Origin of the sequence: Acidithiobacillus sp. IBUN Pt1247-S3, from assembly GCF_041146875.1 — a bacterium.
In the GTDB taxonomy this organism is placed as follows: Bacteria; Pseudomonadota; Gammaproteobacteria; order Acidithiobacillales; family Acidithiobacillaceae; genus Igneacidithiobacillus.
The window spans coordinates 24,095-48,270 of sequence record NZ_JBFRXP010000021.1; the positions used below are offsets into that span (position 1 = coordinate 24,095).

The window sequence follows — 24,176 nt, forward strand, 5'->3', positions numbered from 1 at the left end:
ATGCCTTCCTCAGAGGGTCACGGCATTGTTGATACGCACGGCATCGCCATTGCGCAGTTTGACCTGACCGGCGGTGACCACCTCATCACCCGCCTGCAAGCCCGAGCGGATGACGGTCATCTGGCCTACCTGGCTGCCCGTTTCCACGGGCTGCTCGTGGGCAATCAGGGTGTGTTTGGGGCCGGGCTTGAGCACGTAAACAAAGTCCCCGTAGCTGTGGAAGCTCACTGCCACCGTCGGGATCATCACCTGGGCCTGGGGGGCGGCCTGCTGCAGGCGCACCTGCACATACATCCCCGGCTTCAAGCCCGTGGGCTTGGCAATGCGGGCGCGCAGGGCCAAGGCGCGGTTGTCTGCATCCACATGGCTGGATACCGCCGTCACCGTCGCGTCATATTGTTCCACCCGGTCACCGTCATGGATTTGCACCGTCACCTGGGCACCGGGGTGCAGGGTCCGCGCCGAACGCTGAGGCAGGGTAAAGTCGACTGACAGGGCTTGCAGATTTTCCAGGCTGACCACGGGGCTGCCCGCCGTCAGGTACTGGCCCACATTCACCTGGCGTAGGCCGAGCACACCAGCAAAGGGCGCGCGCAATTGGGTGTTGGCAAGTTCGTCTTGCAGGGCCTGGACCTTGCCTGCCGCCGCCGCGGCGTCATATTGGGCCTTGTCCAAGGCCGCTGTAGATATCCCGTGGATGGCATAGACCTTTTGCGCACGGGCAAAGTTGCTCTGGGCCAGGGCCGCCTGGGCACGGGCCTCCTGCAACTGGCCGGGCAGGGCACCGGGGTTGACCTGCAACAAGGTCTGCCCCGCCTGCACCGCTTGCCCGGAATGAAACTCCAGCCCGGTAATGACCCCTGCCGTTTGCAGACTGAGCACCGCACCCGCCTGGGCCACTACCTGGCCCACCGCTGTCGCCTCGGGCGCTACGCTTTTCTCTTCGGCCTTGGTGGCCGAGACCGTAACCAGCGGGTTGGCTGCGGCTTGCAGGGCCGCGTGCAACTGCCGCTGACGCCAGAAATAGCTTCCCCCCACCACCACAACGAGCAGGACCAGGGCAATGCCCACCAGCAAAAAGGCTTTTTTCATGATTGGGCTCCAGAATGGGCGGGTTGGGCAGGAGTGGCAGCGGGGGTCCAGCCATCCCCCAGGGCAAGGAAGAGGCCGACACTATCCAGATAGCGCTGACTGCGCCCCTGAATAGCCGCCACGGTGTCTTGTTGATAGGCAATTTCGGCATTGAGGACGGTCTGGTAGGCGGTATCGCCATCGCGATAGCGTGCCTGGGCCAGTTGCAGGGCGGCTTTGGCCGCCGTCTGGGCGGTCACCTGTTGGGTGTAGGCGCTATCCGTAGCCTGCAAGGTGCGCAAGGCATCGGCCACCTGGCGAAAGGCCGTTAGTACCGTCCCCCGGTATTGGGCGCTGCGCACTTGATATTGATCGACGGCGGCCTTTTCCTGGGCGGCCAGGGCACCGCCATGGTAAATGGGGGCGGCAAGGCTCGCCCCCAAAGACCAGAGGGTAGACATCGGGTTGAAGAACAAGGCCCCGCTCTGGGCCGCCTTGCCAATGCTGGCACTCAGGCTGATCTGCGGATAGCGGTCGGCCGCCGCCAGTTTGGCCTCGGCGGCGGCGGCATCCAGGGCCGCCCGCGCCGCCACGATGTCCGGTCGCTGCTCCAGCAGCGCCGAGGGCAGGGTGGTGGGTAGGGGATTAGGCAGTTGCAGGTCCCGCAGCCTGGGCAAGGGCAGGGCGCTGTCGGGATTGCGCCCGAGTAGCGCGGCCAGGGCGTGCTGCGCCGCCGAACGCTGGGCCGCCAGGGGGGCGATACGGGCCTTCGCCGCGGCAGCAATGGCCTTTTGTTGCTCCACGGTCTGCAAATTCGTCGCCCCCAGGTGGTACTCCTGCTCCAAGAGCTGCAGCAGGCGGGTATCGGCCCCGGCAATCTGCCGTGCTGCCTGCCACTGGGCATTGGCCTCGGCACCGCTGATGACGACCTGGCTGACCGCCGCCGCGAGAAAGACCTGGGCCTGCTCCCATTGCGCCTCAGCAATAGCGGCGCGGGCCTTGGCGGCGTGGATTTGGTCGGCCTGGCGACCAAAAAGATCGGGGGCGTAGCTGATGCTGAGGGTGCCCAAAAGCAGGCTGTAGGGGTTGCCAGGGATGCGATAGGCGCTGCCGCCATTGGCCCCCGTGCGCAACGCCCGCTCCCGGCTCACCCCGGCACCCGCATCCACCTGGGGCATCAGCCCTCCCTCGGCCACCCCCACCAGGGCCTGCTCTCGTGCCAGACTCGCTTGGGCCGCCTGCAGATCAGGATTGGCCTTGCGTGCCTCGGCAATGTAGTGATCCAGCAAGGGCGAGTGCAGCAGGTTCCACCAGTCTTTTTGCTCCTGCCGAGTCCAGCGCACGGCCTGCGCCCCGTGGGCTATGGACTGCGCGGTGTAGCGCGTCGGCGTCGAGACCGGGGGCGTCGGCAGATGGGGACCGACGGCGCAGCCAGCGAGGCTGAACGCACACAGAGCAAAAAAGACCGGACGGAATACGGGCATGGGCAGGCTCCTGAAAGACCTTGCCACTCTATCTCTCGCCCCGGCAGGAATTCCTTGCCAAGAGGTAAGCAAACGTAAACCAAATGTAAATGACGCCGCTGATTTGCAAACAGTTACCAGATGCGCTCCGCATTTTCGGGGCGAACGCGTTAGAATTAGCACATGGCTACTCAACACTTGCTTATCGTCGACGACGACCTGCGCCTCCGCAGCCTTTTGGAATCCTACCTGCAAGAGCAAGGCTTTGCCGTGCATGGGCTGGCGGATGGCACGCGAATCAGCAGTTTTCTGCGTCAGCAATCCGTCGATTTGATTGTTCTCGACCTGGGTTTGCCCGGCGAGGATGGCCTCAGTTTGTGCCGCCGCCTGCGCGCCGAGAGTGATGTACCGGTTTTGATGTTGACGGCCCGGGGGGATGAAGTGGATCGAATTTTAGGCCTGGAGATGGGGGCCGACGACTATTTGCCCAAGCCTTTCAACCCGCGCGAGCTCCTGGCGCGCATCCACGCCATTTTGCGCCGCCTGCAGCCGCGCACGCGGCGGGTCACCGGCACACGGGAGGCCTTGCAATGCGGCCCCTTCCGCATCGATTTCAATGCCCGCACCCTGTTTCGGGATGGGGTCGCCCAACGCTTGACCAGCGGTGAGATGGACCTGTTGCTGCTATTGGCCGAACACGCGGGCCAGCCCTTGTCTCGGGAACAATTGTTGCTGCTCAGCCGGGGCCGGCGCTGGGAGTCTTTCGACCGCAGTATTGACGTACTAATCTCCCGCCTGCGTCGGATACTGGAGGAGGATCCGACGCATCCTCGATACTTGCAAACCGTTTGGGGACACGGATACGTGTTTCTCTGTCCAGATGCTTGATTGGAAGCTACCCTGGCCGCGGTCTAGTTTCGCGCGTTTTGCCCTGTTGTTAAGTCTGCTCATTCTGGGTAGCCAGGTCGCTGTTTGGGCAATGTATCAGCGGGAGGTTCTGCATCCGGCAGCTACTCGCTTGAGCTCGCTTCTCAATGGCGCTTATGCCCTGTACCAGCGGGGAGCCGGCCCGCTCCCTCCGGGTATGGTGACGGCCCCGCCCTACGCGCTACCCGGAAGAGTTCCCAAAGCGGATTTTCTACAAATGACGGCGGCCCAGTGGGAGCGGCAAGCGCACGGCGCGCAATTTCGCGTGGAACCTCTGGCGAATGGCCAAACCCGCATTTGGATTCGCGGCCAAAATGGCGAGCCTTGGCTGGGTTTGCCTCTACCGAGTCTGGATCTCGGCGGCTGGTGGTTTCTCGCTTTTCGCCTTGGCCTGGTCTGGCTGGTGACTCTGGTCGGCGTTTTGCTGGTGGTACGGCAGATCAATCGTCCCCTCACCCGTTTGGCGCGCAAGGCGCGCGCCATCGGTCAGGGTGCCGCCCCGCAGATAGAGGGCAGCGTCGGTGGACCCAGCGAGGTGCTTGCCGTGGAGCGGGCCATGGAGAACATGGCCAACGACCTACATGATCTGTATGAGGAACGACAGGTCTTACTTACGGCTATTTCGCATGAACTGCGCACCCCGCTCTCCCGGCTGGCGGTGGCTTTGGGGCTTTCCGACCGGCAGTTGCTGGCGCAGCGGGAAGAGATGCTCAACGATATCGACGACCTCAACGGTCGCATCGATCGCGTTCTTGCCGTGGTCCGCAGTGGACAAGAAGAACCCTTTGTTACGGGAGATGCTGCGCAACTTTTTACGCGATTGGTCGATCTCGCTGCGGACGAGTATGGCCTGGAAGTGCGTGCGCAATATTTGCCAGAAGGGGTCAGCCCATTGCGCTACAAGCCGTTGGCTTTGGAGCGGGTGTTCCGCAATCTCCTGGACAACGCCCGCCAATATGGTGATGGTCGGCTCGATTTGCGTTGGCACCAAGTGGAGACAGAATTGGTGTGGATCATCGAAGATCATGGACCCGGCGTCAGCGCCGAGCGCTTGGCTCTTCTTGGGCGCGAAGTTCTACCGCCTGGCCAAGCGCGTGGCATGGGACTTGGTTTGCGTCTCAGTCAGCGTATTTTGCACTGGCATGGTGGTCGGTTGATTTTTGCCGAAGCCGCAGGAGGAGGTCTGCAGGTGTGTATTTGCCTGCCGATATTGCTCGGTGAAGCTTCGGTGCTGTCGCCCAAGCACTCGCTGCATCGGTAGGGAGTGTGCATTGGCGAGCGTGACCCTATCGCCAAGACTCACCCACAAGACTCACCCACCCTAGGCGCCGCAAAGATTCCGCCGTACACTTAGCGGATTGGTGCCCCAATTTGGGGCGTGCTTTGCTAACGAGTGCCGTAAAGGAGAAGCTCATGGGGTACAGCCCGAAAGATGTGTTGGAATTGATTGCTGACAAAGACGTAAAGTTCATTGATTTTCGTTTTACGGACACCAAGGGCAAGGAGCAGCACGTCTCGGTGCCGTCCCATACCATCGAAGAAAAGACCTTTGTCGAAGGCAAGATGTTCGACGGCTCTTCCATCACTGGCTGGAAGGGCATTAACGAGTCGGACATGATCCTCCTGCCCGAGGCGGAATCGGCGGTGCTCGATCCCTTCACCGACGAAGTCACCCTCATTATCCGCTGCGACGTCATCGAGCCCGCCACCGGCCAGGGCTATGAGCGTGATCCCCGCTCGGTGGCCAAACGCGCCGAGGCCTATCTGCAGAGCACCGGCATTGCCGATACCGCCTACTTCGGCCCCGAGAATGAGTTTTTTGTCTTTGACTCCGTGACCTGGCACATCGACATGAGCGGCTGCGGCTACAAGGTCGATGCCGAAGAGGCGGCCTGGAACTCGGGCAAGGAATACGAATCGGGCAATATGGGCCATCGCCCCGGCGTCAAGGGCGGGTACTTCCCCGTGCCTCCCGTGGATTCTGCCCAAGACCTGCGCTCGGCCATGTGCCTGGCCCTAGAAGAGATGGGCCTGACGGTAGAGGTGCACCACCACGAAGTCGCCACCGCCGGCCAGCACGAGATTGGCGTGAATTTCAGCACCCTCACCCGCAAGGCCGACGAGGTGCAGATCCTCAAGTACGTCATCCACAATGTCGCCGCCGCCTATGGGCAGACCGCCACCTTCATGCCCAAGCCCATCGTCGGCGACAACGGCAGCGGTATGCACGTGCATCAGTCCCTGGGCAAGGATGGCAAGAACCTCTTTACTGGTGATGCCTATGGCGGTCTGTCGGAACTGGCCCTGTACTACATTGGCGGCATCATCAAGCACGCCAAGGCCATCAACGCCCTCACCAATCCCAGTACCAACAGCTACAAGCGCTTAGTGCCGCACTTTGAAGCACCAGTGCTGCTCGCCTACTCAGCCAAGAACCGTTCGGCCTCCATCCGCATCCCCTATGTGAGCAATCCCAAGGCGCGGCGCATCGAGGTGCGTTTCCCGGACTCTACCGCCAACCCCTATCTGGCCTTTGCGGCGATGATGATGGCGGGCCTGGATGGCATCCAGAACAAGATTCATCCCGGCGATGCCATGGACAAGAACCTCTATGATCTGCCCGCCGAAGAGCAGGAGAAGATCCCCGGTGTGGCAGCCTCCCTGGAAGAGGCCCTGCGGGCGTTGGAAGCCGATCATGAGTTTTTGATGAAGGGCGGCGTCTTTACCCCGGACTGGCTGGAAGGCTATCTGGAAGTGAAGTGGGCCGAGGTCCAGGCCCTGCGCGTCACCACCCACCCGGTCGAATACCAGATGTACTACAGCCTTTGAGCTGATGCGGGTTCTGCCGCTGGAGCCCCGCCTTGGCGGGGTTTTTTGCATCTTGCGGCAGTTCCTTTCTTGCTCTAATTGCCTCCTACAGCGAGGTTACAGGAGTCTGATCATGCAGCAATCCAAACTCGGCGTTGGCGTGGCACTGCTTTTTGTTTCTCTTCTGCTGGCCGGCTCGGCGGTCGATGCCGAGGCGACAATTTATCGCTGGGTCTCTCCAGGTGGAGTAGTAAGTTATGGCGAAAATCCGCCAGCGAATGCAAGCCATGTGGAGACCCTTGATGGGATGCCGATGGTGACAGCGCCCAGTACCAGTAGTGAGCCCGCCGCACCGGTGGCGATGCCGCCCAAGCCGGAGGCAAGGGAGCCGCTGCATGCCGACGCGCGTGAACATCGTGTGCTCGAAACGGAACTGGCGGCTGCGCGACTGCAGCTTCTGCAGGCCACCCAGGCGTATGAAAAAGGGAAAGCGGTGCGTTATGGCAATGAGCGTAACTACGCACGTTACCTGCAGCGGATAGATAGTCTGAAGCAGGCAGTGCACGATGCGCAATTACGGGTGCTTCTACTGCAGCATCAACTGCAACAGGGGTCCGCTGGCGCAGATACAATGGGACCGCAAAGCTAGACCACTTGCTAGTGGCTGGCGTACCATAGTTTGGCGATCAGCAAGCTGCAGATCGCAAGCCGGTCTCCAGCTATGGATGGTCTATGCCCCGAATCCTTCTCAGTAATGATGATGGTTATCTGGCTCCTGGTCTGGCTGCCCTGGCCGAGGCCTTGCAACCACTTGGTAGCATCGAGGTGGTGGCGCCGGAACAGGATCGCAGTGGGGCCAGCAATTCTCTTACCCTCGACCGACCGCTGCGGGTACGCAAGGGGCTCAACGGTTTCCACTATTTAGTCGGCGGCACGCCCACCGATTGTGTGCATCTGGCGGCCACTGGGATCCTGCCTGAGCCACCGGAGATGGTGGTCTCCGGCATCAATCGCGGCGCCAACATGGGCGACGACGTGCTGTACTCCGGCACTGTCGCTGCGGCCATGGAAGGGCGTCATCTCGGCATGCCAGCTATGGCAGTGTCCCTGGTTGGGCGCGAGCCAGAGCACTTTGCCAGTGCGGCACGCGTTGCCGCAGACTTGCTGCGCGGTTTGCTGGAAAATCCTCTTCCTGGCGACACCATCCTCAATGTCAATGTCCCGGACTTGCCTTACGCGGATCTGCGTGGCTTTGAAGTCACGCGCCTGGGACGGCGGCACAAGAGCGAGATGCTCATGCCAGCGGCTGATCCGCGCGGTGAACCGGTCTATTGGATCGGGCCGTCCGGCCGGGAAGCGGATGCTGGTCCCGGCACGGACTTTGACGCCGTGCGTCGCGGCTGTGTTTCTATTACCCCCCTTGATCTCGATATGACCCGCTACAGCTTCATGGAAGATCTCTCGCAATGGCTGCGTTGTTGCGCGTCGTGAATCCTGAAGTGGGGATGATTTCGCCCCGTACTCGGGAGCGCATGGTGGCTACGTTACGCGCTGCCGGTATCGAAAACGAGCGGGTCTTGACGGCGATGGCACAGGTGCCGCGGCACCTTTTCGTTGCCGAGGCCTTGGCCAGCCGCGCCTATGAGCCGGTGTCACTGCCTATAGGCTGGGGGCAGACCATCTCCCAGCCATTGATCGTCGCGCGTATGTTGGCTGCCCTGCTGGATAGCGGAGAGCCGCAGCGCGTGTTGGAGATTGGTACAGGCTCTGCGTATCAGACGGCTTTGTTTGCGGCCTTGGGTATGGAAGTGTTTAGCATTGAGCGTGTCGAAGGTTTGCATATTGCCGCGAAGGAACTTTTACAGCGCTTGCAGATTCCAACCGTGCATCTGCGTTTGGGGGATGGTAGTTGCGGCTGGGAGGAACTTGCCCCCTTCAATGCAGTCGTTTTTACCGCGGCTGTTCCTTGCGCCCTGCCGCCGTTATTTCATCAACTGGTTCCGGGTGGGTGCTTGCTCATGCCCCAGGCCGATGTCGCTGATGAACAGCGTCTGAAACTGTATCGTTGGAATGGACAAGATGCCGAAGAGGAAGATCTCGGCGGATGTCGTTTTGTCCCGCTACTCTCTGGGACAGTCAACCAGAAGGATCACATAGGAGCCTGAGCATGAGCACCGAAGCCCTGGATCTGCAATCGGATTTGGAACTGGAAGAAGACAGTATTCAGGACAACGATGCAGCCGACCCGGTCTTCGCTGACCATGGACCAGATTGGGATGCCACCCAGTGCTATCTGCAGGAAATCGGTCATAATCCTTTACTCACCGCCGAAGAAGAAATTACGCTCGGGCGCTTGGTGCAGCGGGGTGATGCGAAAGCGCGGCAGCGCATGATCGAATGTAATTTGCGCCTTGTCGTGCGTCTCTCGCGGCGCTATATCAATCGTGGGTTGCCTCTACTCGATTTGATCGAGGAGGGCAATCTGGGCCTAATCCACGCCGTGGGTAAATTCGACCCGGAAAAGGGTTTTCGCTTTTCGACCTATGCGACTTGGTGGATTCGCCAGAACATCGAGCGTGCCTTGATGAACCAGACCCGCACCATTCGCTTGCCCATCCATGTGATGAAAGAAATCTCCTCCATTCTGCGCACTGCGCGTTGCCTCGAGCAAAAGTTGCAGCGCGATCCGACCCCCGAGGAGGTCGCTGCGGCGCTGGAGCGTCCGGTAGAGCAGGTGCGTCAGTGTCTAGACCTGGATGGGCGGGTCACTAGCCTCGACTCCGGCGGCGGACGCGACGAAGATCATGGTTTGGCTGATATCGTCCATGACCCCGAGGTGCCTGGTCCCGAAGATCGCTTTGCCGAAAGCGATCTCACGCAACGCATACACGGCTGGATTGCGTCACTGGAGGAAAAGCAGCGCTTGGTGCTGTTCTGGCGCTTTGGTTTGGATGGCAACGATGGGGCCACCCTGGAAGATGTCGGTGGCCGCCTGGGCCTGACGCGCGAGCGGGTGCGGCAGATTCAGGTAGAAAGTCTGCTATTGCTGCGTCGGCGCATCGAGGCGGAGGGGCTCGACCCCTTTAACCTTTTTGCCTAGACCTCAGGCACTAATCGGTAGTAACGCCACGGCTACTTGCCGATCTTCCGCTAACAGAATGCCATAGGTACGGCAGGCAGCGGCACTGTCCATTACCTCTAGCGCCAAGTTTGCCCGGCGTAGCTCCCGCAGTAGCGTGATGTCGAGATGTTGTGTGCGCCCAGTGCCAAGCAACAGGACTTCCGGCGGATTGGCGAGCAGTGGCTGAAAGTCGGCGACGCCGAGTAGTTCGGCCCGTGCTGGCCCCCAGGGATGCTGGAGCAGGGCGTGACTGAGCAGGATGCCGCCGCTGTAGTGCTGGCCATCGATCACAAAGCCCAGGTCATCGTAAGACTGTAGGCTATGCCGTAGCCCGCCGACCTGTCGGTGTAGTTTCATCCCTCCCTCCTCAATTGACAGCATCCATTTGCCTCTCTATTGTTCTTCGATTTTGGTAGATGCCTCAAGGGCAGGGTTCTGGTAGCCATGAATAGCGATTTCGAGCGGATTCGACGTCTCCCGCCATATGTCTTCAACATTGTCACGGACCTGAAATTGCAGGCCCGCAAGCGCGGCGAGGACATCATCGACTTCGGCATGGGTAACCCCGACCAGCCGACCCCGCAATTTATCGTCGACAAGCTCTGCGAAACTGCTCAGCGCGGCGACACCCATCGCTACAGTGTTTCGCGCGGCATCCCGCGCCTACGCAAGGCGATTTCCGGTTGGTACGAGCGTCGCTATGGCGTCTCCATCGATCCCGAATCCGAGGCCATCGTCACCATTGGCTCCAAGGAAGGGATAGCGCACCTGGCGCTGGCTACCATGGGACCAGGGGATACCGTGCTGGTACCCAGTCCTACCTACCCTATCCATCCCTACGGTTTTGTCATTGCTGGCGCCGACGTGCGCCACGTACCAATGCTCCCCGGTCTCGATTTCTTCGAAGAACTAGAAAAGGCGGTGAAGGCGGCCTGGCCCAAGCCGAAGATGCTGGTGATCAATTTTCCGCACAATCCAACAGCGGAAGTGGTGGATCTCGATTTCTTTGCGCGTATCGTCGAGTTTGCCAAGGAGCACCGCATCTGGGTGGTGCATGACCTAGCCTACGCCGACATCGTCTTTGATGGTTACCAGGCACCGAGCTTCTTGCAGGTGCCGGGGGCCAAGGATGTGGGTCTCGAGTTTTTTACCTTGTCCAAGAGCTATAACATGCCCGGCTGGCGCGTCGGTTTTGCCGCCGGCAATCCCAAGCTCATTGGTGCCCTCGCGCGCATCAAGAGTTATCTGGACTACGGTACCTTTACGCCCATTCAGGTGGCATCCATTACCGCCCTGGAAGGACCGCAGGACTGCGTGGAAGACATCCGCCAGATGTACGAGCAGCGCCGCGATGTGCTCTGCGAGGGCTTGAATGCGGCGGGTTGGGAAGTGGCGAGTCCCAAGGCCACCATGTTTGTCTGGGCGCGTATTCCAGAGCAATTGCGCAGCCTCGGCTCGCTGGAGTTCTCGAAGATGGTGCTGGATCGCGCCAAGGTGGCGGTGAGCCCCGGCATCGGCTTTGGTGAACTCGGTGATGAATATGTGCGCTTTGGTCTGGTGGAAAACGAACATCGTACCCGCCAAGCCATCCGCGGCATTAAACAGATGTTTCGTGAGGGTTGGGGATGAGTGTGGAAAACAGTCCCGTGCGTGTCGGTATCCTCGGCATGGGTACCGTTGGACAGGGTACCGTGCGGGTACTCACGCGCAACGCTGAAGAGATCACCCGCCGCGTGGGGCGGGAGCTGCGCGTGGTTCATGCCGCGGTGCGCAACCCGGAGCGTTTGCAGGGGCTGGATTTTACCGGCCAGGTCAGCGCCGATCCCTGGGCGGTAGTACGCGATCCTGATGTCGAGGTGCTGGTCGAGGTCATGGGCGGTACTGGGCTGGCACGCGAGCTGATCTTGGCGGCCATCGCCAGTGGCAAGCATGTGGTCACCGCCAACAAGGCCCTGCTTGCCGAGCACGGCAACGAGATTTTTGCCGCCGCCCAGGCGCAGGGGGTGATGGTGGCCTTCGAGGCCGCCGTGGCTGGTGCCATCCCCATCATCAAGGCCATTCGTGAGGGGTTGGCGGGTAACCGCATTCACTGGTTGGCGGGTATCATCAACGGCACCAGTAATTACATCCTCACGCAGATGTTCCGCGAGGGCTGGAGTTTTGCCGAGGCCCTGACCAAGGCCCAGGAGCTGGGCTATGCCGAGGCCGATCCGGCCCTGGACGTGGACGGTGGCGATGCCGCGCACAAGATTACCCTGATGGCCTCCATTGCCTTCGGGATTCCGGTGGATTTTGCTCATTGCCATGTGGAGGGCATTCGTGCCCTGCAGCGCGAAGATGTGGTGTACGCGGCAGAGTTGGGCTATCGCATCAAGCTCTTGGGCATTGCGCGCCGGCGCGCCGATGGCGTCGAGCTCCGGGTACACCCCACTCTTATCCCCCAGGACCATTTGCTGGCCCATGTGGAAGGCCCTTTCAATGCTGTGCTCGCCGACAGCGATGCGGCGGGACAGAGCCTCTACTATGGTCGTGGCGCGGGTGGCGACCCCACCGCCAGCGCGGTGGTGGCGGACCTGGTGGACGTGGCGCGGACCATGACCGCCGATCCCAGCAATCGCGTGCCCCACCTCGCCTTCCAGGCCGATGCCCTGAGCCCCTTGCCCTTACTGCCCATGGCGGCGGTGGAGAGCGCTTACTACCTGCGTATCCAGGCCGAGAATCGTGCCGGCGTGCTGGCGCAGGTTGCAACGATCCTGGCGGAATATCAGATTTCCATCGAGGCGCTGGTGCAGCGCGAGCGCCCCGGAGCCGCTTCGGTACCTATCGTCCTCCTCCTGCATCGCTGCCGGGAGGGCGACCTGGAGCAGGCCATTGCTCGCATCGAGGCGCTGACCGTCGTCACTGCGCCGGTGCTGCGCCTGCGCGTTGAGGCCCTGGGCGAAGGTTAATTTCTACAAAGGATCTGCGACATGACCCGTTACACTGGCATTATCGATCGTTACCGTGCTTTCCTGCCCCTAAACCCGGAAACCGAAGCAGTTTCCTTGGGTGAGGGCAATACGCCTCTCATCGAATGTATCAACCTGCCGCGCCAGCTTGGCATCGATATTCGCCTCTTTGTGAAGTTTGAGGGCTTGAATCCGACCGGCTCGTTTAAGGACCGCGGCATGACCATGGCGGTCACCAAAGCGAAGGAAGACGGCAGCGAGATGGTGATCTGCGCCTCTACGGGCAATACCTCGGCGGCGGCGGCGGCCTACGCTGCTCGGGCGGGGATGCGCGCCTTCGTCGTTATCCCTGAGGGCAAGATCGCCTTGGGCAAGCTCTCCCAGGCGATGATGCATGGTGCCTTGGTGCTGCAGATTCGTGGTAATTTTGATGCCGGGATGCAGATTGTGCAGGATGTGGCGGCCAATGCCCCCATTACCCTGGTGAACTCGGTCAACCCCTATCGCTTGCAGGGACAGAAGACGGCGGCCTTCGAGATCATCGAGGCGCTGGGTGAGGCGCCGGACTACCACGCCCTGCCCGTTGGGAACGCTGGCAACATCACTGCCCACTGGATGGGCTACTGCGAGGCGACCGACCCGCGTTGTGACGCCAATGATGTGCTCACTGGTGCCTGTAAGTTTTGCGCTGGCCAGTGTCCCTACGGTCATGGCAAGCCCGGCAAGCGCCCCAAGATGCTGGGTTTTCAGGCGGCGGGCAGTGCGCCCTTCATTGCTGGCGATTTTGTGCGCGACCCCGAGACCATCGCCACTGCCATCCGCATCGGCCGCCCGATGTCCTGGGAGCAGGCGCATCAGGTAGAAAAAGAGAGTGGTGGTTGGTTTGCTGGATACAGCGACGAAGAGATCCTTGAGGCGCAGCGCTGGTTGGCACAGCACGAAGGCATTTTTTGCGAACCGGCCTCGGCGACTTCCGCGGCGGGCGTGGTGGCGGCTGCCCGCGCCGGTAAAATTGAGGCTGGGGCGACGGTGGTTTGTACCCTGACCGGACATGGTCTGAAAGACCCGGACACTGCCATTGCCCAGGGCGGCACGGTAGTCACGGTGGATGCCAATCTGGAGGCGGTGCAGCGCGCCATCCTGGAGCGCTGATGCCACGATTAGGGCTCTGGCTGCGGGGATTGCACGTAGTACCCCAAGAAGACTTGGGTACGCTGCTGCCTAAGCTCTGGGGCCAGGGGAGTGCAGAGCGCCTGCCGGCAGAATCCTCACTGGAAGCTGCCGGTCGCTTGCTGGGTTTTCCTGCAGCTTTGCCTGCTGCTGCCCTGCTCGCCTGGCAAGATGGGATAGACTGCGCTGGAGATTGGGTGCTGGCCCTGGAGCCGGTGGCCATTGGCGGGCAGGCGGGGCGGGCGGTCTTGCAACCCGTCGCTTGCTTGGCTGATACAGAAGACGCCGCCCTGCTGGCCGCAGCCAAGGCGCATTTTACGGGTACCCCCTGGCAATTGCAGCGCGGCCAGCGGCGCTGGTATCTGCACGCGGCATCCCCACTCGATCTGCACACCCCTGATCCCGATACGGTTTGGGGCCATGAACCGCTGGTGAGCCAGATCCGGGGCAGTGATGCCCGTGCCTTCCACGCCTTCCTCAACGAATTGCAGATGCTTCTCGCCGCGCATTCCGTCAACGAAAAGCGCAGCGCGCAAGGGCTAGACCCCTGGTGTTATTTCTGGCCCTGGGGAGAGGGCAGCTTGCCATACGAGCGCCCGCATACATCCTGGACGCATCTCGCGGCCCAGCAAGAGGAGTTGCTGACGGCGGGGCGCTGGCTGGGACTTGCGGACTGGGAACCCGGAACGAATTCTTGGCCAGAAGCGCTACTGTGGGTATGGCCAGAAGATTGGCTCTTTCCGGAAACGGCGCAGCGTTTCGCGCAGGAGAAGAGTGCGCTAAGCGATTTCCGCAAACGCGGGGGAACGCTTGATATGTACACCGGCCTGCTTGCCCAGGCGGCCGGCATAGAACATGTGCTTTTGTCGCCAAGAAGCCGCTGGGCCTTTTGGCGCGGTCGCCGACGTCCGGGATCGGCGACGCAATCGGGGAGCTGGTAGCCATGCAGCGATCGGAAATTTGCACGCGCCGTGTTGCCCATGAAGTGGAAAATGCGGCTCTGGAGCTGGGCTATAGCCACTTGCAGGCACGCCTCATTGCCGGCCGTTTGGGGGCGGAACATGCCGGGCAACTCACGCATCTCCTGCGCGCCGGAGTGGCGCAGATCAATCCCCCTGACCTGCTCCCGGATATTGATCTCGCCGTGCAGGCTACCGTAGGTGCCTTGCGGCGGCAGGAGCCGATTCTGCTGATTTCTGACTTTGATGCGGATGGTGCCTCGGCCCACGCGGTCTTGAAGATTGCCTTTCGCGACCACTTTGGTGTGCCTGAAGAGCGTATCCATAGTTATATCGGCCATCGCCTGCGCGATGGCTATGGTGTTTCGGAGAACCTTACCGACCGCATTCTCACCAATGCGCCGCGCCCGGCACTGGTCATTACCGCCGATCAGGGCAGTACCGATCACGCACGCATTGCCCGCCTGCGTGATGCCAACTTTACCGTCATTGTCACCGACCATCACGGGGTTCCCGAGGTTGGGCCGCCGCCAGCCGCCGTGGCCTGTGTGAACCCGGTACGTCGCGATAGCCGTTTCCCTGATCCCTTCATTGCCGGGGTGCACGTTGCTTGGCTCTATTGCTGTGCGGTGCGGCAGGGGATGCAAAGGGCGGGGCTGCTCGCGACGGATGCACCGAAGCTCGGGCATCTGCTGGATCTGGTCGCCTTGGGTACGGTGGCGGATTGCGTGGACTTGGCGCGCTCGCCCAACAATCGCGCCATCGTCGCCCGTGGACTACGCCTGATGAATGGCCCGCGCCGGCGGCCGGTATGGACGGCGTTGATGGCCCTGGCCCGTGGCGGCGCGCAGATCGATGCTGCGACCTTGGCTTTTCGTTTTGCCCCTCTGATCAATGCCCGTGGGCGACTGGACTCCGCCGAAGACAGCGTGCGCCTGTTTTTGAGCGAGACCCTGCCTGAGGCCGAAACTCTGGCTGCCGTGCTGCAAGAAGACAACGAAGCGCGTAAGAGCGTGCAGGCGCAGATGCTGCGCGGCGCCCAGGCGCAAGTGCAGGAACAGCTACGAGCTGGCCGCGCGGCGCTGTGCATTTTTGACCCCGAAGGTCATGCCGGGGTACAGGGGATTTGTGCCTCCAAGCTGGTCGAAGCCACGGGTCGCCCGGTGGCCTTCTTTTCGCCCAAAGACGATCCAGAATTCGTCAGTGCTTCCCTGCGCACGGTCGGCAGCTTCCATGTGCGGGATGCGCTGGCGGCGATCGCCGTGGATCATCCCGAAGACTTCGTTGCCTGGGGTGGCCACGCTGGGGCTGGTGGTGTGACTCTGCGCCGCAGCGCCCTGGAGAGGTTTTCTGTCGCCTGGGCAGAGCTGGCTATGGCGCATTTTGCCAGCGAGCGCCTTGGCCCCCGGATCTGGACTGATGGTGTTCTCACGTCCTTGCCAAGCCTCGAACTGCTGGCAGAGATTGCTGAGTTGGAGCCCTTCGGGCGCCAGTGGGAGGCGCCGCTTTTTGTTGGCGAGGGCGAGGTGACCAGTCTGCGCCCGGTGGGCGATGGCCGCCACCTGAAGCTTGCCTTGCGCATGCCCGGTGCGGACTTTGACGCCATTTGGTTTTTTGCCAGCGAGGATGGCGTGAGTCCCATCCAGACGGGCCAGTCGATCCGTTTTGCCTATGCCCTGGAGCGCAATGACTGGCGCGGCGAATCGCGTTTGCAACTCCAGATCCGCCATGCGGAGCCTTGTGCTACGTAACGCCAAGTTCAGGCAAAGGCACTGATCCGGCGCAGGCGCAGGCTGTTGCCGAGCACAAAGATGGAAGAAAAACCCATGGCCACGCCGGCGAGCATGGGGTTGAGTTGGGCGCCCCAAGGTAGGAAGATGCCAGCAGCCAGGGGAATCAAGAGAATGTTGTAGAAAAAGGCCCAGAAGAGATTGCCGCGAATGCGCCCAAGGGTCTGACGCGCGGCTTGGACTGCGGTGACCAGGGTGCCAAGATGCGGATGGCTGAGGGTGACATCGGCGGCTTCCATGGCGATCTCCGTGCCGCTCGCCAGGGCAATGCCCACATCCGCCTGGGCGAGAGCCGGGGCATCATTGATACCATCTCCCACAAAAGCTACGCGCCGCCCCTGCGTCTGCAGGTTTTTGGCTACCTTGGCCTTGTCCTGGGGTAATACCCGCGCATGGACTTCTTCGATGCCGAGCTGCTGGGCTACCTGTTGGGCAGTAGCCTCGCTGTCTCCCGTTACCAGGGCGAGGCGCAGCCCCATCTTGCGCAGTGCCGCACAAACCTGCGCGGATTCCGGGCGCAGGGCATCGGCTACCGCCAACCAGCCGAGATATTGGCTGTCGCGGGCGACAAAAACGACGCTGGCACCGGACCCTTCCTGTGCGTGCAACGCATCGTCAGCGGGTATTTCCACGGCGTGCTGGGCAAGAAATTCCCGTGTACCCACGCGCACCCAGTTGTCGGCGATGCGGCCTTCCACGCCTTGCCCGAGCAGCGCGCGAAAGTCTTCCACGGAATCCAGTGCATCGGGGGCGGCCTTGCCGATGGCGCGGGCGATGGGATGTTCGGAATCGCGCTCAACGGCGGCGGCCAGAGCCAGAGTCTCTGCGGCACCGCCCTGGGCGACCAGTTCGGGATGTCCGCGGGTGACGGTGCCCGTTTTGTCGAAGAGTATGGTGTCGACCTGCGCTAGCATCTCCAGGGCGCTACCCTTGCGAAAGAGCACTCCCAGCTCGGCGGCGCGGCCGGTGCCTACCATGATCGCGGCGGGCGTGGCGAGGCCCATGGCACAGGGGCAGGCGACGACCAGTACCGCTACCGCTGTTGCCAGCGCCAGACTGATGTTGCCGGAGTACAGCGACCAGAAGAGAAAAGCGAGCAAGGCAATGGCAAGAACCAGCGGTGAGAAGATACGGATGACGCGGTCGGCGAGGCCCTGAATCGGCAGCTTGCCGGTTTGCGCAGATTCCACCATGGCGATGATTTGTGCTAGCACGGAATCCTTGCCCAAGCGGGTAACCGCAATCGTCAAGCGCCCATCCTGGCAGTAGGTGCCGCCAACCACGTCCGCGCCCATGGAGCGCCGCTGCGGAATGGGTTCACCGCTCAACATCGACTCATCAACGTGGGCGCTGCCTTCGAGCACCCGGCCATCGGCAGGGATGCGTTCGCCGGGACGCACCAGGATCTGATCGTCCAAACGCAATTGCGCAATCGGGACCTCCTCTTCCTTGCCCTGGGCATCAATACGCCGCGCCGTTTTCGCTTGCAACTGCAAGAGCGCACGAATGGCCGCCGAGCTGCGCCCCTTGGCGACTTCTTCCAGATACTTGCCGAGCAATACCGCGGCAATTACCACCGCGGCAGAGTCGAAGTAGAGATGCCGGGCGCTGGCCGGAAACACAAAGGGCACGAAGAGCACCAGACTGCTATACAACCAGGCGGCGCCGGTACCGGTGGCGACCAACGAATTCATGTCGGGGGACAGATGTCGGTAGGCGATCCAGCCGGGGCGGAAGAATCGGCGTCCGGGCCAGAAGAGCACGATACTAGCCAGGGCAAATTGCACGCCATCCCAGAATTCGGGTAGTGGCGCATGTTTCTGAAGCCAGGTCGCAAAGCTTGGGGAAAAGGCGGAACCCATGGCCAGGATAAGGACGATAATGGCCAGCCCAATAGCCAGCGCGACATCACGACGCATGGCGCGCAGCCCAGCGGCTTTGCGACTTTCTGCATTGCCCGCTTGGTTGCCCGCCAGATTTTCGGCACCGTAGCCCGCCGCCTGGATGGCCACGATCATTTCGTCAACGGAAATGCTGGCAGGCAGGTAGCGGACATCGGCGCGCTCCGTTGCCAGATTGACGCTGGCCTCCAGTACCCCCGGCAGACGACGCAGGGTGCGCTCCACCCGGCTGCTACAAGAGGCACAGGTCATCCCCTGCACCGCAAGCTGCGCATCGGCAGTCACTGCGCCGTAGCCGGACTTGCTGATCGCGGCCACAAGGGCGGCGGCATCAGATTGCGCGGGGTCGAAGTGGATTTCTGCCGTCTCTGTAGCCAGATTGACGCTTGCCTCTACCCCCGCCACCTTGTTCAAGGCACGTTCGACGCGGCTGCTGCAAGAGGCGCAGGTCATCCCTGTCACCCCCACCCGCAGCTTTTGCGTGCTTGGGGTGCGGGCGATCTGGGTACGGATAAGCTCTTGCTTCGCTGTGCTGTTCATGGGGACAGTGTAAACCTTGCACTTGCTCATAAGGTCAAGCGGAAATCTTTCGCCCGTAGAGCTGGCTTAGTTTCCCGGCTTTCAAAGCAAAATGTGGACTAGAGGGCGACGTTGCTGCGGGATTTGCTTGGTGACGACTCCGGAATTCGCAGACCCGGAGTCGTCAGTAGCTACGTCAGACCGCGAGATCGAAACGATCGGCGTGCATAACCTTCGCCCAGGCACGCGCGAAGTCTTCGACGAACTTCTGATGGGCATCGTCCTGACCATAGACCTCGGCGATAGCGCGTAACTGTGAGTTGGAACCGCAAACGAGATCCACCCGCGTGGCCGTCCATTTCTCCGCGCCGCTGGCGCGATCGCAAACGGCAAAGATCTGTTCACCCTCCTTGGCCTTCCACACATACTTCATGTCTAAGAGGTTTCGGAAGTAGTCTGTGCTGAGAACCCCAGGTCGATGGGTAAAGACGCCATGGCGACTGCCCTGGTAGTTGGCATCGAGCATGCGCATGCCCCCCAGGAGCACCACCAGTTCCGGTGCGCTCAGGCGTAGCAACTGCGCCTTGTCGACCAGAAAGTCCTCGGCGGGAATGGAAGATTCCGCACGCAGATAGTTGCGAAAACCATCAGCAAAGGGTTCGAGCACGGCAAAGGCCGCGACATCGGTCTGCTCGGCACTGGCATCCACCCGCCCCGGAGTAAACGCCACTGTGACCGGATACCCTGCCGCTTTTGCCGCCTCTTCCACCGCCGCATTTCCCGCAATGACGATCAGATCGGCGAGCGAGACCCTCTTGCCACCCGTAGCACCGACATTGAACTCCTGCTGAATGCCTTCGAGCTTGCCCAACACTCGTGCCAGTTGCTCGGGCTCGTTGACCGCCCAGTCCTTCTGTGGGGCAAGACGGATGCGTGCGCCGTTGACACCACCGCGCTTGTCGCTACCGCGGAAGCTGGAGGCCGCCGACCACGCGGTGTAGATCAGAGCGCGCGCCGGTAGGCCACTGGAGAGCACCTTTTCTTTCAGCTTCGCGACGTCCTGCGCATCAACCAGCAAATGATTCAGGGCCGGCAAGGGGTCCTGCCAGAGCAACTCTTCGGCGGGTATGTCGGGCCCCAGGTAGCGGGATTTTGGTCCCATATCGCGATGTGTCAGTTTGAACCAGGCACGCGCGAAGGCATCGGCGAACTCTTCCGGGTTTTTACGGAAATGCTGGCAGATCTTGACGTACTCTGGGTCATAGCGCATCGCCATGTCGGCATCGGTCATGATGATCGGCACCTTTTTGCTGGCATCGGTTGCCGCTGGTGCCATATTGCTGTCGGTGTGCTGCTTGGGGGTCCACTGCGAAGCGCCAGCGGGGCTCTTGACGTTCTCCCATTCGTTGTCGAAGAGCACCGTGAAATAGCTCATGTCCCAGGTGGTGGGTGTTGGCGTCCAGGAACCTTCCAGGCCGCTGCCAATCTGGTCACCGCCCTTGCCGCTGGCAAAACTGCTAATCCAACCCAGGCCCTGATTCTCTAGGGCGCTGCCTTCCGGGGCGGGGCCAACCTTGCTCGCGTCGCCAGCACCGTGGCATTTACCAAAGGTGTGTCCGCCGGCGGTCAGAGCCACGGTTTCGTAGTCGTTCATCGCCATGCGCGCAAAGGTCTCGCGTACCTCCCGAGCGGACGCCATGGGGTCAGGTTTGCCGCCCGGTCCTTCGGGATTGACATAGATCAGACCCATCTGCACGGCAGCCAGGGGGTTGTCGATATTGGACGCGGCGTCATGGCGCTGATCTCCGAGCCAAGTTCCCTCTGGGCCCCAGTAGACCGACTCGTCGGGTTCGTAGACATCCTCGCGCCCACCGGCGAAGCCAAAAGTCTTTAGCCCCATAGACTCCAGGGCACAGGTTCCCGCCAGGACAATGAGGTCTCCCCAAGACAGGCGGTTACCGTACTTTTGCTTGATTGGCCAGAGCAGGCGCCGGGCCTTGTCGAGGCCAACGTTATCCGGCCAGCTATTGATGGGAGAAAAGCGCTGCTGGCCCATCCCCGCACCGCCACGGCCATCGCCAGTGCGATAGGTTCCGGCGGCATGCCAGGCCATACGGATAAAGAGCGGACCGTAATGGCCATAGTCCGCCGGCCACCAGTCCTGCGAGTCGCGCATGAGGGCGAAGAGATCCGCCTTCACGGCGGCCAGGTCCAGCTTGTTGAATTCCTGGCGATAGTGAAAATTACCGCCCATAGGGCTGGTCACTGGGCTGAACTGGTGCAAGATCTTTAGGTTCAGCTGATTAGGCCACCACTCACGGTTACTCTTTTGCTGATTGGCTGTAGGGTTGGGATGGAACGGACATTCTCCAGACATGGCACTCTCCTTTTGCTCGTGGTTTGTCCTGCGTGGCCAATATATAATCCATACTTGGACAGAGTCAAATTAACAAATGCTTATGGTTCTCAGCATTTCGGCAGAGAATGCTTTGTCTTTCTATACTCAGAAGCGTGGCAGTACAGTGGAGAATGCACATGGGAAAAAGTTCGCAGGTAAATCTGCCCAAACCCCCGGCGGGTGGTTGGGGTTCGGTGGAAGGCATCGTACACATCTATGGGGAAAGCTGGGCTACGCCGGCTGCCTTAGAGACCCTGGCAAGGCTGAATAAGCCCGGTGGTAGCATGTGTACCTCCTGCGCCTGGCCGAAGCCGGTCAACTATCACCCTTTCGAATTCTGCGAAAACGGCGCCAAGGCGATCTTGTGGGACACCACTTCGGCGCGTTGCACGCCCCGATTCTGGGACAAGCACACGCTTGCAGAACTACGCAACTGGACGGACCACGAATTGGAAAAGACCGGACGTCTTACCGCGCCGCTGCGCTACGATGCCGAGCAGGATCGCTATGTGGAGGTCAGTTGGGGCGAGGCCTTTGCCGCAATCGGCCAGGCCCTGCGCCGCCTGCCGCGCGAACAGGTGGTGTTTTATGCGTCTGGGCATGCTGGTCTGGAGGCCTCTTATCTGTATGCCCTGCTGGCCCGCGTTTACGGTAACAACAACCTGCCGCAAAGTTCGAATATGTGTCACGAGACCACCAGTGTTGGTCTCAAGCGGGTGATCGGCTCGCCCGTAGGCACGGTAATCTGGGAAGATCTGGCCGAGGCCGATTGTTTCTTTTTCTTCGGCCAGAATCCCGGAGTCAATTCACCGCGTTTTCTGCATCCCCTCAAAGACGCGAAAAAGCGCGGCGCCAAGGTCATCACCTTCAACCCGGTGCGTGAGCAAGGCTTGGTGGCCTTTGTCGACCCGAGCAGTGTGTCGGACATGCTTACCGGTCACGAAACGCAGATCTCCGATCAATATCATCAACTGCGCGCCGGTTCGGACATTGCCGCCCTCACTGGCTTGTGCAAAGCGGTACTCGAGGCGGACGAGGCCAATGGTGGAATGGTCATCGACCATGCCTTTCTGGCGGAGCACACCCACGACGCTGCGGCATTTCTGGATTTTCTGCGGACGACATCCTGGTCTGCTATCTGTGCGGAAACGGGGTTGACGGAAGACGCCCTGCGTGCAGCGGCAGCAGTATACATCGCCGCCAAACGGGTGATTGGCGTCTACGGTATGGGGCTGACGCAGCAGGTGCATGGCTCGGTGAATGTGGGCATGTTGGTCAACTTCCTCCTGCTGCGCGGCAACATTGGCCGCCCCGGCGCGGGCTGCTGTCCGGTGCGCGGGCATTCCAACGTACAGGGGCAACGTACGGTGGGTATCGCGGAAAAGGCAGCACTCATACCGATGGATAAGTTGCGCGAGCTCTTCGACTTCGAGCCGCCGCAGAAAGACGGCATGCATATTGTGGATGTTGGCGAAGCGTTGCTACGCGGTGAGGTGGCTGCCAGCATCAGCTTGGGTGGTAACCTGCTGCGTGCCATGCCCGATATTGCCCGTTTGCAGGAGGTCTGGCCGGAGCAGGAGCTGACGGTGACCGTTTCCACCAAGCTGAATCGCAGCCATCTATATCCGGGAAAAGAGTCTTACATCCTCCCTTGCCTGTCGCGGGTGGAGATTGATGAGCAAAAAACGGGTAATCAAATGGTTACCATTGAGGACAGTTTTTCCATGATTCATCCCTCGGTGGGGCACCGCGAGCCAGCCTCGCCTAAGCTACTTTCGGAGTTGGCCATTGTCGCGGGTATCGCTAAGGCAACTTTGGAGCCCAATGCCAAGCTGCGCTGGGAAGACTGGCAGGATGACTATGGTCGAGTGCGCGATCTTATCGCCGCCACCTACCCGGAAGACTTCCACGACTTCAACGCCCGCATCCAAAAGCCTGGCGGTTTCTGGCGGGTGAATGCGGCGCGCGAGCGTATTTGGAAAACGCCGAGCGGCAAGGCGGAATTTACCGTACCCGAGCGGCTCAACGCGCTAGACTTTGATGATGCGCCAGGGCGTTATCGCCTCATCACCTTGCGCTCCAACGACCAGTTCAATACCACGGTTTATGGCTACTCCGATCGCTTCCGCGGTATCGAGGGCACCCGCGATGTCCTCCTCATGCACGCCGAGGACATCGCCGATGCGGGTCTTCGGGCAGGGCAAAAGGTCTCGTTGCTGGGGGATGCCGCAGATGGCATCGAACGCCGGGTCGATGGCTTGGAACTAGTCGCCTACGAGATCCCGCGCGGAACGGTGGCCGGCTATTACCCGGAGCTCAATCCGCTAATCCCTATCAGCGAGCACGACAAGCTCTCGAAGACCCCTGCCTCCAAGGGCATTGCGGTGCGTTTGGCGCACTAGCTATGTTTGTCGATTATTTTCCCGGACGTTACGCCTGTGGGAGTTTGTCTGTTTAGAGTAGTCCCTATGCTAACGACAATCCCGCTGATGCTGCCGGCAGTAAGCGCGGCCTCCGAACATTTCTTTGTGGTTGAAGCAGTGATTTATTCGCCCGAAAAATCCCACAGTTTGCTACATGCCGCAGCTTTTTGGGCAAAGACGAGCAGGCTTTCAACAGATGGTTGCAAACTCGCCGTTACCGATCAAAAGATCGCCTGCTGTGCCAGCGAAATTAGAGGGTGTCCAGATCTGGTGACGTAAATTCGGATGGAAGAAGAGCGCAAAAAATCCGCACGACAGGGGAGAGTAGCGACATTATCTGGCCCGTGATGATCATCGGCACCAAAAAATTGATGCCGACGCTATTGGTAGATTACCTGACCTATAAAGCCTCAAAATAAATTACGGACGTCACGTCTAGGACTATTTATCCTAACCTATTTTGTGCAAATCTTCTTCTGTGCGTTTGGCAAACGAAGGGTCGCTCTCCGCCCTTTTTAGAAGCGTTTCATATCGCACCGGAGTTAAATGGTGTTGAGCAAGAACCGCAGTGATTTGTTTGTCATAACTTTGTAACTTCTGATGCTTTTCTGTCGCATTCAATTTGTTGTTCGCGATTACCTGATGGGCTTTCATATCAATTGGTTGAATTTGCTTGAT

General features: G+C 60.7%; 20 protein-coding genes. 14 read left to right on the forward strand and 6 right to left on the reverse strand.

The features are described 5' to 3' along the window. Nucleotides 1–9 precede the first annotated feature (9 nt). Nucleotides 10–1,092: an efflux RND transporter periplasmic adaptor subunit gene (locus tag AB4090_RS12705; protein ID WP_369574256.1), complete on the reverse strand. Its 1,083-nt coding sequence runs from the start codon at nucleotides 1,090–1,092 to the stop codon at nucleotides 10–12. Further along, nucleotides 1,089–2,555, reverse strand: coding sequence for an efflux transporter outer membrane subunit (locus AB4090_RS12710; protein ID WP_369574257.1), 1,467 nt, complete (start codon nucleotides 2,553–2,555; stop codon nucleotides 1,089–1,091). The genes AB4090_RS12705 and AB4090_RS12710 overlap by 4 nt, the downstream gene beginning before the upstream one ends. A 162-nt stretch (nucleotides 2,556–2,717) precedes the next feature. On the opposite strand from AB4090_RS12710, the gene AB4090_RS12715 reads away from it, so the two are divergent. From AB4090_RS12715 to rpoS, 7 genes are all read left to right on the forward strand, one after another. Next, nucleotides 2,718–3,422: a response regulator gene (locus AB4090_RS12715; protein WP_369574258.1), complete on the forward strand. Its 705-nt coding sequence runs from the start codon at nucleotides 2,718–2,720 to the stop codon at nucleotides 3,420–3,422. Continuing rightward, on the forward strand, nucleotides 3,415–4,722 hold the full coding sequence (locus AB4090_RS12720; RefSeq protein WP_369574259.1) for an ATP-binding protein: 1,308 nt from the start codon (nucleotides 3,415–3,417) through the stop codon (nucleotides 4,720–4,722). The genes AB4090_RS12715 and AB4090_RS12720 overlap by 8 nt, the downstream gene beginning before the upstream one ends. 152 nt (nucleotides 4,723–4,874) lie before the next feature. Then, nucleotides 4,875–6,290 (forward strand): glutamate--ammonia ligase, encoded by a 1,416-nt coding sequence (gene glnA / locus AB4090_RS12725; protein ID WP_369574260.1) that lies wholly within the window; start codon nucleotides 4,875–4,877, stop codon nucleotides 6,288–6,290. 112 nt (nucleotides 6,291–6,402) lie between these two features. Next, complete coding sequence (locus tag AB4090_RS12730) at nucleotides 6,403–6,918, forward strand: DUF4124 domain-containing protein (protein ID WP_369574261.1); 516 nt, start codon at nucleotides 6,403–6,405, stop codon at nucleotides 6,916–6,918. Nucleotides 6,919–7,001: 83 nt separating this feature from the next. Continuing rightward, a complete protein-coding gene (surE, locus tag AB4090_RS12735) occupies nucleotides 7,002–7,760 on the forward strand; it encodes a 5'/3'-nucleotidase SurE (RefSeq protein WP_369574262.1) in 759 nt (252 codons plus the stop codon). Beyond that, a complete protein-coding gene (locus AB4090_RS12740; protein WP_369574263.1) occupies nucleotides 7,736–8,434 on the forward strand; it encodes a protein-L-isoaspartate(D-aspartate) O-methyltransferase in 699 nt (232 codons plus the stop codon). Before surE ends, AB4090_RS12740 begins: the two co-directional genes overlap by 25 nt. 2 nt (nucleotides 8,435–8,436) lie before the next feature. After that, nucleotides 8,437–9,369 (forward strand): RNA polymerase sigma factor RpoS, encoded by a 933-nt coding sequence (gene rpoS, locus AB4090_RS12745; protein WP_369574264.1) that lies wholly within the window; start codon nucleotides 8,437–8,439, stop codon nucleotides 9,367–9,369. 3 nt (nucleotides 9,370–9,372) lie between these two features. Here rpoS and AB4090_RS12750 read toward each other — a convergent pair whose 3' ends face one another. Continuing rightward, on the reverse strand, nucleotides 9,373–9,747 hold the full coding sequence (locus AB4090_RS12750; RefSeq protein WP_369574265.1) for an Mth938-like domain-containing protein: 375 nt from the start codon (nucleotides 9,745–9,747) through the stop codon (nucleotides 9,373–9,375). A gap of 87 nt (nucleotides 9,748–9,834) precedes the next feature. Here AB4090_RS12750 and alaC point away from each other — a divergent pair, with 87 nt between their 5' ends. From alaC to AB4090_RS12775, 5 genes are read left to right on the forward strand one after another with little or no spacing between them, the layout of a single operon-like run. Continuing rightward, nucleotides 9,835–11,019 (forward strand): alanine transaminase, encoded by a 1,185-nt coding sequence (gene alaC, locus AB4090_RS12755; protein ID WP_369574266.1) that lies wholly within the window; start codon nucleotides 9,835–9,837, stop codon nucleotides 11,017–11,019. Continuing rightward, nucleotides 11,016–12,338: a homoserine dehydrogenase gene (locus AB4090_RS12760; protein WP_369574267.1), complete on the forward strand. Its 1,323-nt coding sequence runs from the start codon at nucleotides 11,016–11,018 to the stop codon at nucleotides 12,336–12,338. Before alaC ends, AB4090_RS12760 begins: the two co-directional genes overlap by 4 nt. 12 nt (nucleotides 12,339–12,350) lie before the next feature. After that, complete coding sequence (gene thrC / locus AB4090_RS12765; protein WP_369574275.1) at nucleotides 12,351–13,490, forward strand: threonine synthase; 1,140 nt, start codon at nucleotides 12,351–12,353, stop codon at nucleotides 13,488–13,490. Next, entirely contained in the window at nucleotides 13,490–14,449 is a 960-nt protein-coding gene (locus tag AB4090_RS12770; protein ID WP_369574268.1) for a hypothetical protein, read from the forward strand. The genes thrC and AB4090_RS12770 overlap by 1 nt, the downstream gene beginning before the upstream one ends. A 2-nt stretch (nucleotides 14,450–14,451) precedes the next feature. Then, nucleotides 14,452–16,218 carry a DHH family phosphoesterase gene (locus AB4090_RS12775; RefSeq protein ID WP_369574269.1) on the forward strand — a complete coding sequence of 589 codons (1,767 nt, stop codon included), beginning with the start codon at nucleotides 14,452–14,454 and terminating at the stop codon, nucleotides 16,216–16,218. Between the two features lie 8 nt (nucleotides 16,219–16,226). Here the strand turns inward: AB4090_RS12775 and AB4090_RS12780 are convergent, their stop codons facing one another. Both AB4090_RS12780 and katG read right to left on the reverse strand, forming a co-directional pair. Next, nucleotides 16,227–18,698, reverse strand: a complete 2,472-nt coding sequence (locus AB4090_RS12780) for a heavy metal translocating P-type ATPase (RefSeq protein WP_369574270.1) — start codon at nucleotides 18,696–18,698, stop codon at nucleotides 16,227–16,229. 175 nt (nucleotides 18,699–18,873) lie between these two features. Continuing rightward, a complete protein-coding gene (gene katG / locus AB4090_RS12785) occupies nucleotides 18,874–21,054 on the reverse strand; it encodes a catalase/peroxidase HPI (protein ID WP_369574271.1) in 2,181 nt (726 codons plus the stop codon). A 158-nt stretch (nucleotides 21,055–21,212) separates the two neighbouring features. Here katG and AB4090_RS12790 point away from each other — a divergent pair, with 158 nt between their 5' ends. Both AB4090_RS12790 and AB4090_RS12795 read left to right on the forward strand, forming a co-directional pair. After that, nucleotides 21,213–23,477, forward strand: a complete 2,265-nt coding sequence (locus AB4090_RS12790; protein WP_369574272.1) for an FdhF/YdeP family oxidoreductase — start codon at nucleotides 21,213–21,215, stop codon at nucleotides 23,475–23,477. A gap of 66 nt (nucleotides 23,478–23,543) precedes the next feature. Further along, nucleotides 23,544–23,777 (forward strand): hypothetical protein, encoded by a 234-nt coding sequence (locus tag AB4090_RS12795; protein WP_369574273.1) that lies wholly within the window; start codon nucleotides 23,544–23,546, stop codon nucleotides 23,775–23,777. Between the two features lie 171 nt (nucleotides 23,778–23,948). Here AB4090_RS12795 and AB4090_RS12800 read toward each other — a convergent pair. Continuing rightward, nucleotides 23,949–24,176, reverse strand: a 228-nt coding sequence (locus AB4090_RS12800) for a DUF4168 domain-containing protein (protein ID WP_369574274.1), incomplete at its 5' end; no start/stop codon positions are given.

Bases quoted from the DNA above. Each gene is read 5' to 3' on its own strand.
- AB4090_RS12705 (WP_369574256.1), bottom strand. From the start codon at position 1,092: ATGAAAAAAGCCTTTTTGCTGGTGGGCATTGCCCTGGTCCTGCTCGTT.
- AB4090_RS12710 (WP_369574257.1), bottom strand. From the start codon at position 2,555: ATGCCCGTATTCCGTCCGGTCTTTTTTGCTCTGTGTGCGTTCAGCCTC.
- AB4090_RS12715 (WP_369574258.1), top strand. From the start codon at position 2,718: ATGGCTACTCAACACTTGCTTATCGTCGACGACGACCTGCGCCTCCGC.
- AB4090_RS12720 (WP_369574259.1), top strand. From the start codon at position 3,415: ATGCTTGATTGGAAGCTACCCTGGCCGCGGTCTAGTTTCGCGCGTTTT.
- glnA (WP_369574260.1), top strand. From the start codon at position 4,875: ATGGGGTACAGCCCGAAAGATGTGTTGGAATTGATTGCTGACAAAGAC.
- AB4090_RS12730 (WP_369574261.1), top strand. From the start codon at position 6,403: ATGCAGCAATCCAAACTCGGCGTTGGCGTGGCACTGCTTTTTGTTTCT.
- surE (WP_369574262.1), top strand. From the start codon at position 7,002: ATGCCCCGAATCCTTCTCAGTAATGATGATGGTTATCTGGCTCCTGGT.
- AB4090_RS12740 (WP_369574263.1), top strand. From the start codon at position 7,736: ATGGCTGCGTTGTTGCGCGTCGTGAATCCTGAAGTGGGGATGATTTCG.
- rpoS (WP_369574264.1), top strand. From the start codon at position 8,437: ATGAGCACCGAAGCCCTGGATCTGCAATCGGATTTGGAACTGGAAGAA.
- AB4090_RS12750 (WP_369574265.1), bottom strand. From the start codon at position 9,747: ATGAAACTACACCGACAGGTCGGCGGGCTACGGCATAGCCTACAGTCT.
- alaC (WP_369574266.1), top strand. From the start codon at position 9,835: ATGAATAGCGATTTCGAGCGGATTCGACGTCTCCCGCCATATGTCTTC.
- AB4090_RS12760 (WP_369574267.1), top strand. From the start codon at position 11,016: ATGAGTGTGGAAAACAGTCCCGTGCGTGTCGGTATCCTCGGCATGGGT.
- AB4090_RS12770 (WP_369574268.1), top strand. From the start codon at position 13,490: ATGCCACGATTAGGGCTCTGGCTGCGGGGATTGCACGTAGTACCCCAA.
- AB4090_RS12775 (WP_369574269.1), top strand. From the start codon at position 14,452: ATGCAGCGATCGGAAATTTGCACGCGCCGTGTTGCCCATGAAGTGGAA.
- AB4090_RS12780 (WP_369574270.1), bottom strand. From the start codon at position 18,698: ATGAACAGCACAGCGAAGCAAGAGCTTATCCGTACCCAGATCGCCCGC.
- katG (WP_369574271.1), bottom strand. From the start codon at position 21,054: ATGTCTGGAGAATGTCCGTTCCATCCCAACCCTACAGCCAATCAGCAA.
- AB4090_RS12790 (WP_369574272.1), top strand. From the start codon at position 21,213: ATGGGAAAAAGTTCGCAGGTAAATCTGCCCAAACCCCCGGCGGGTGGT.
- AB4090_RS12795 (WP_369574273.1), top strand. From the start codon at position 23,544: ATGCTAACGACAATCCCGCTGATGCTGCCGGCAGTAAGCGCGGCCTCC.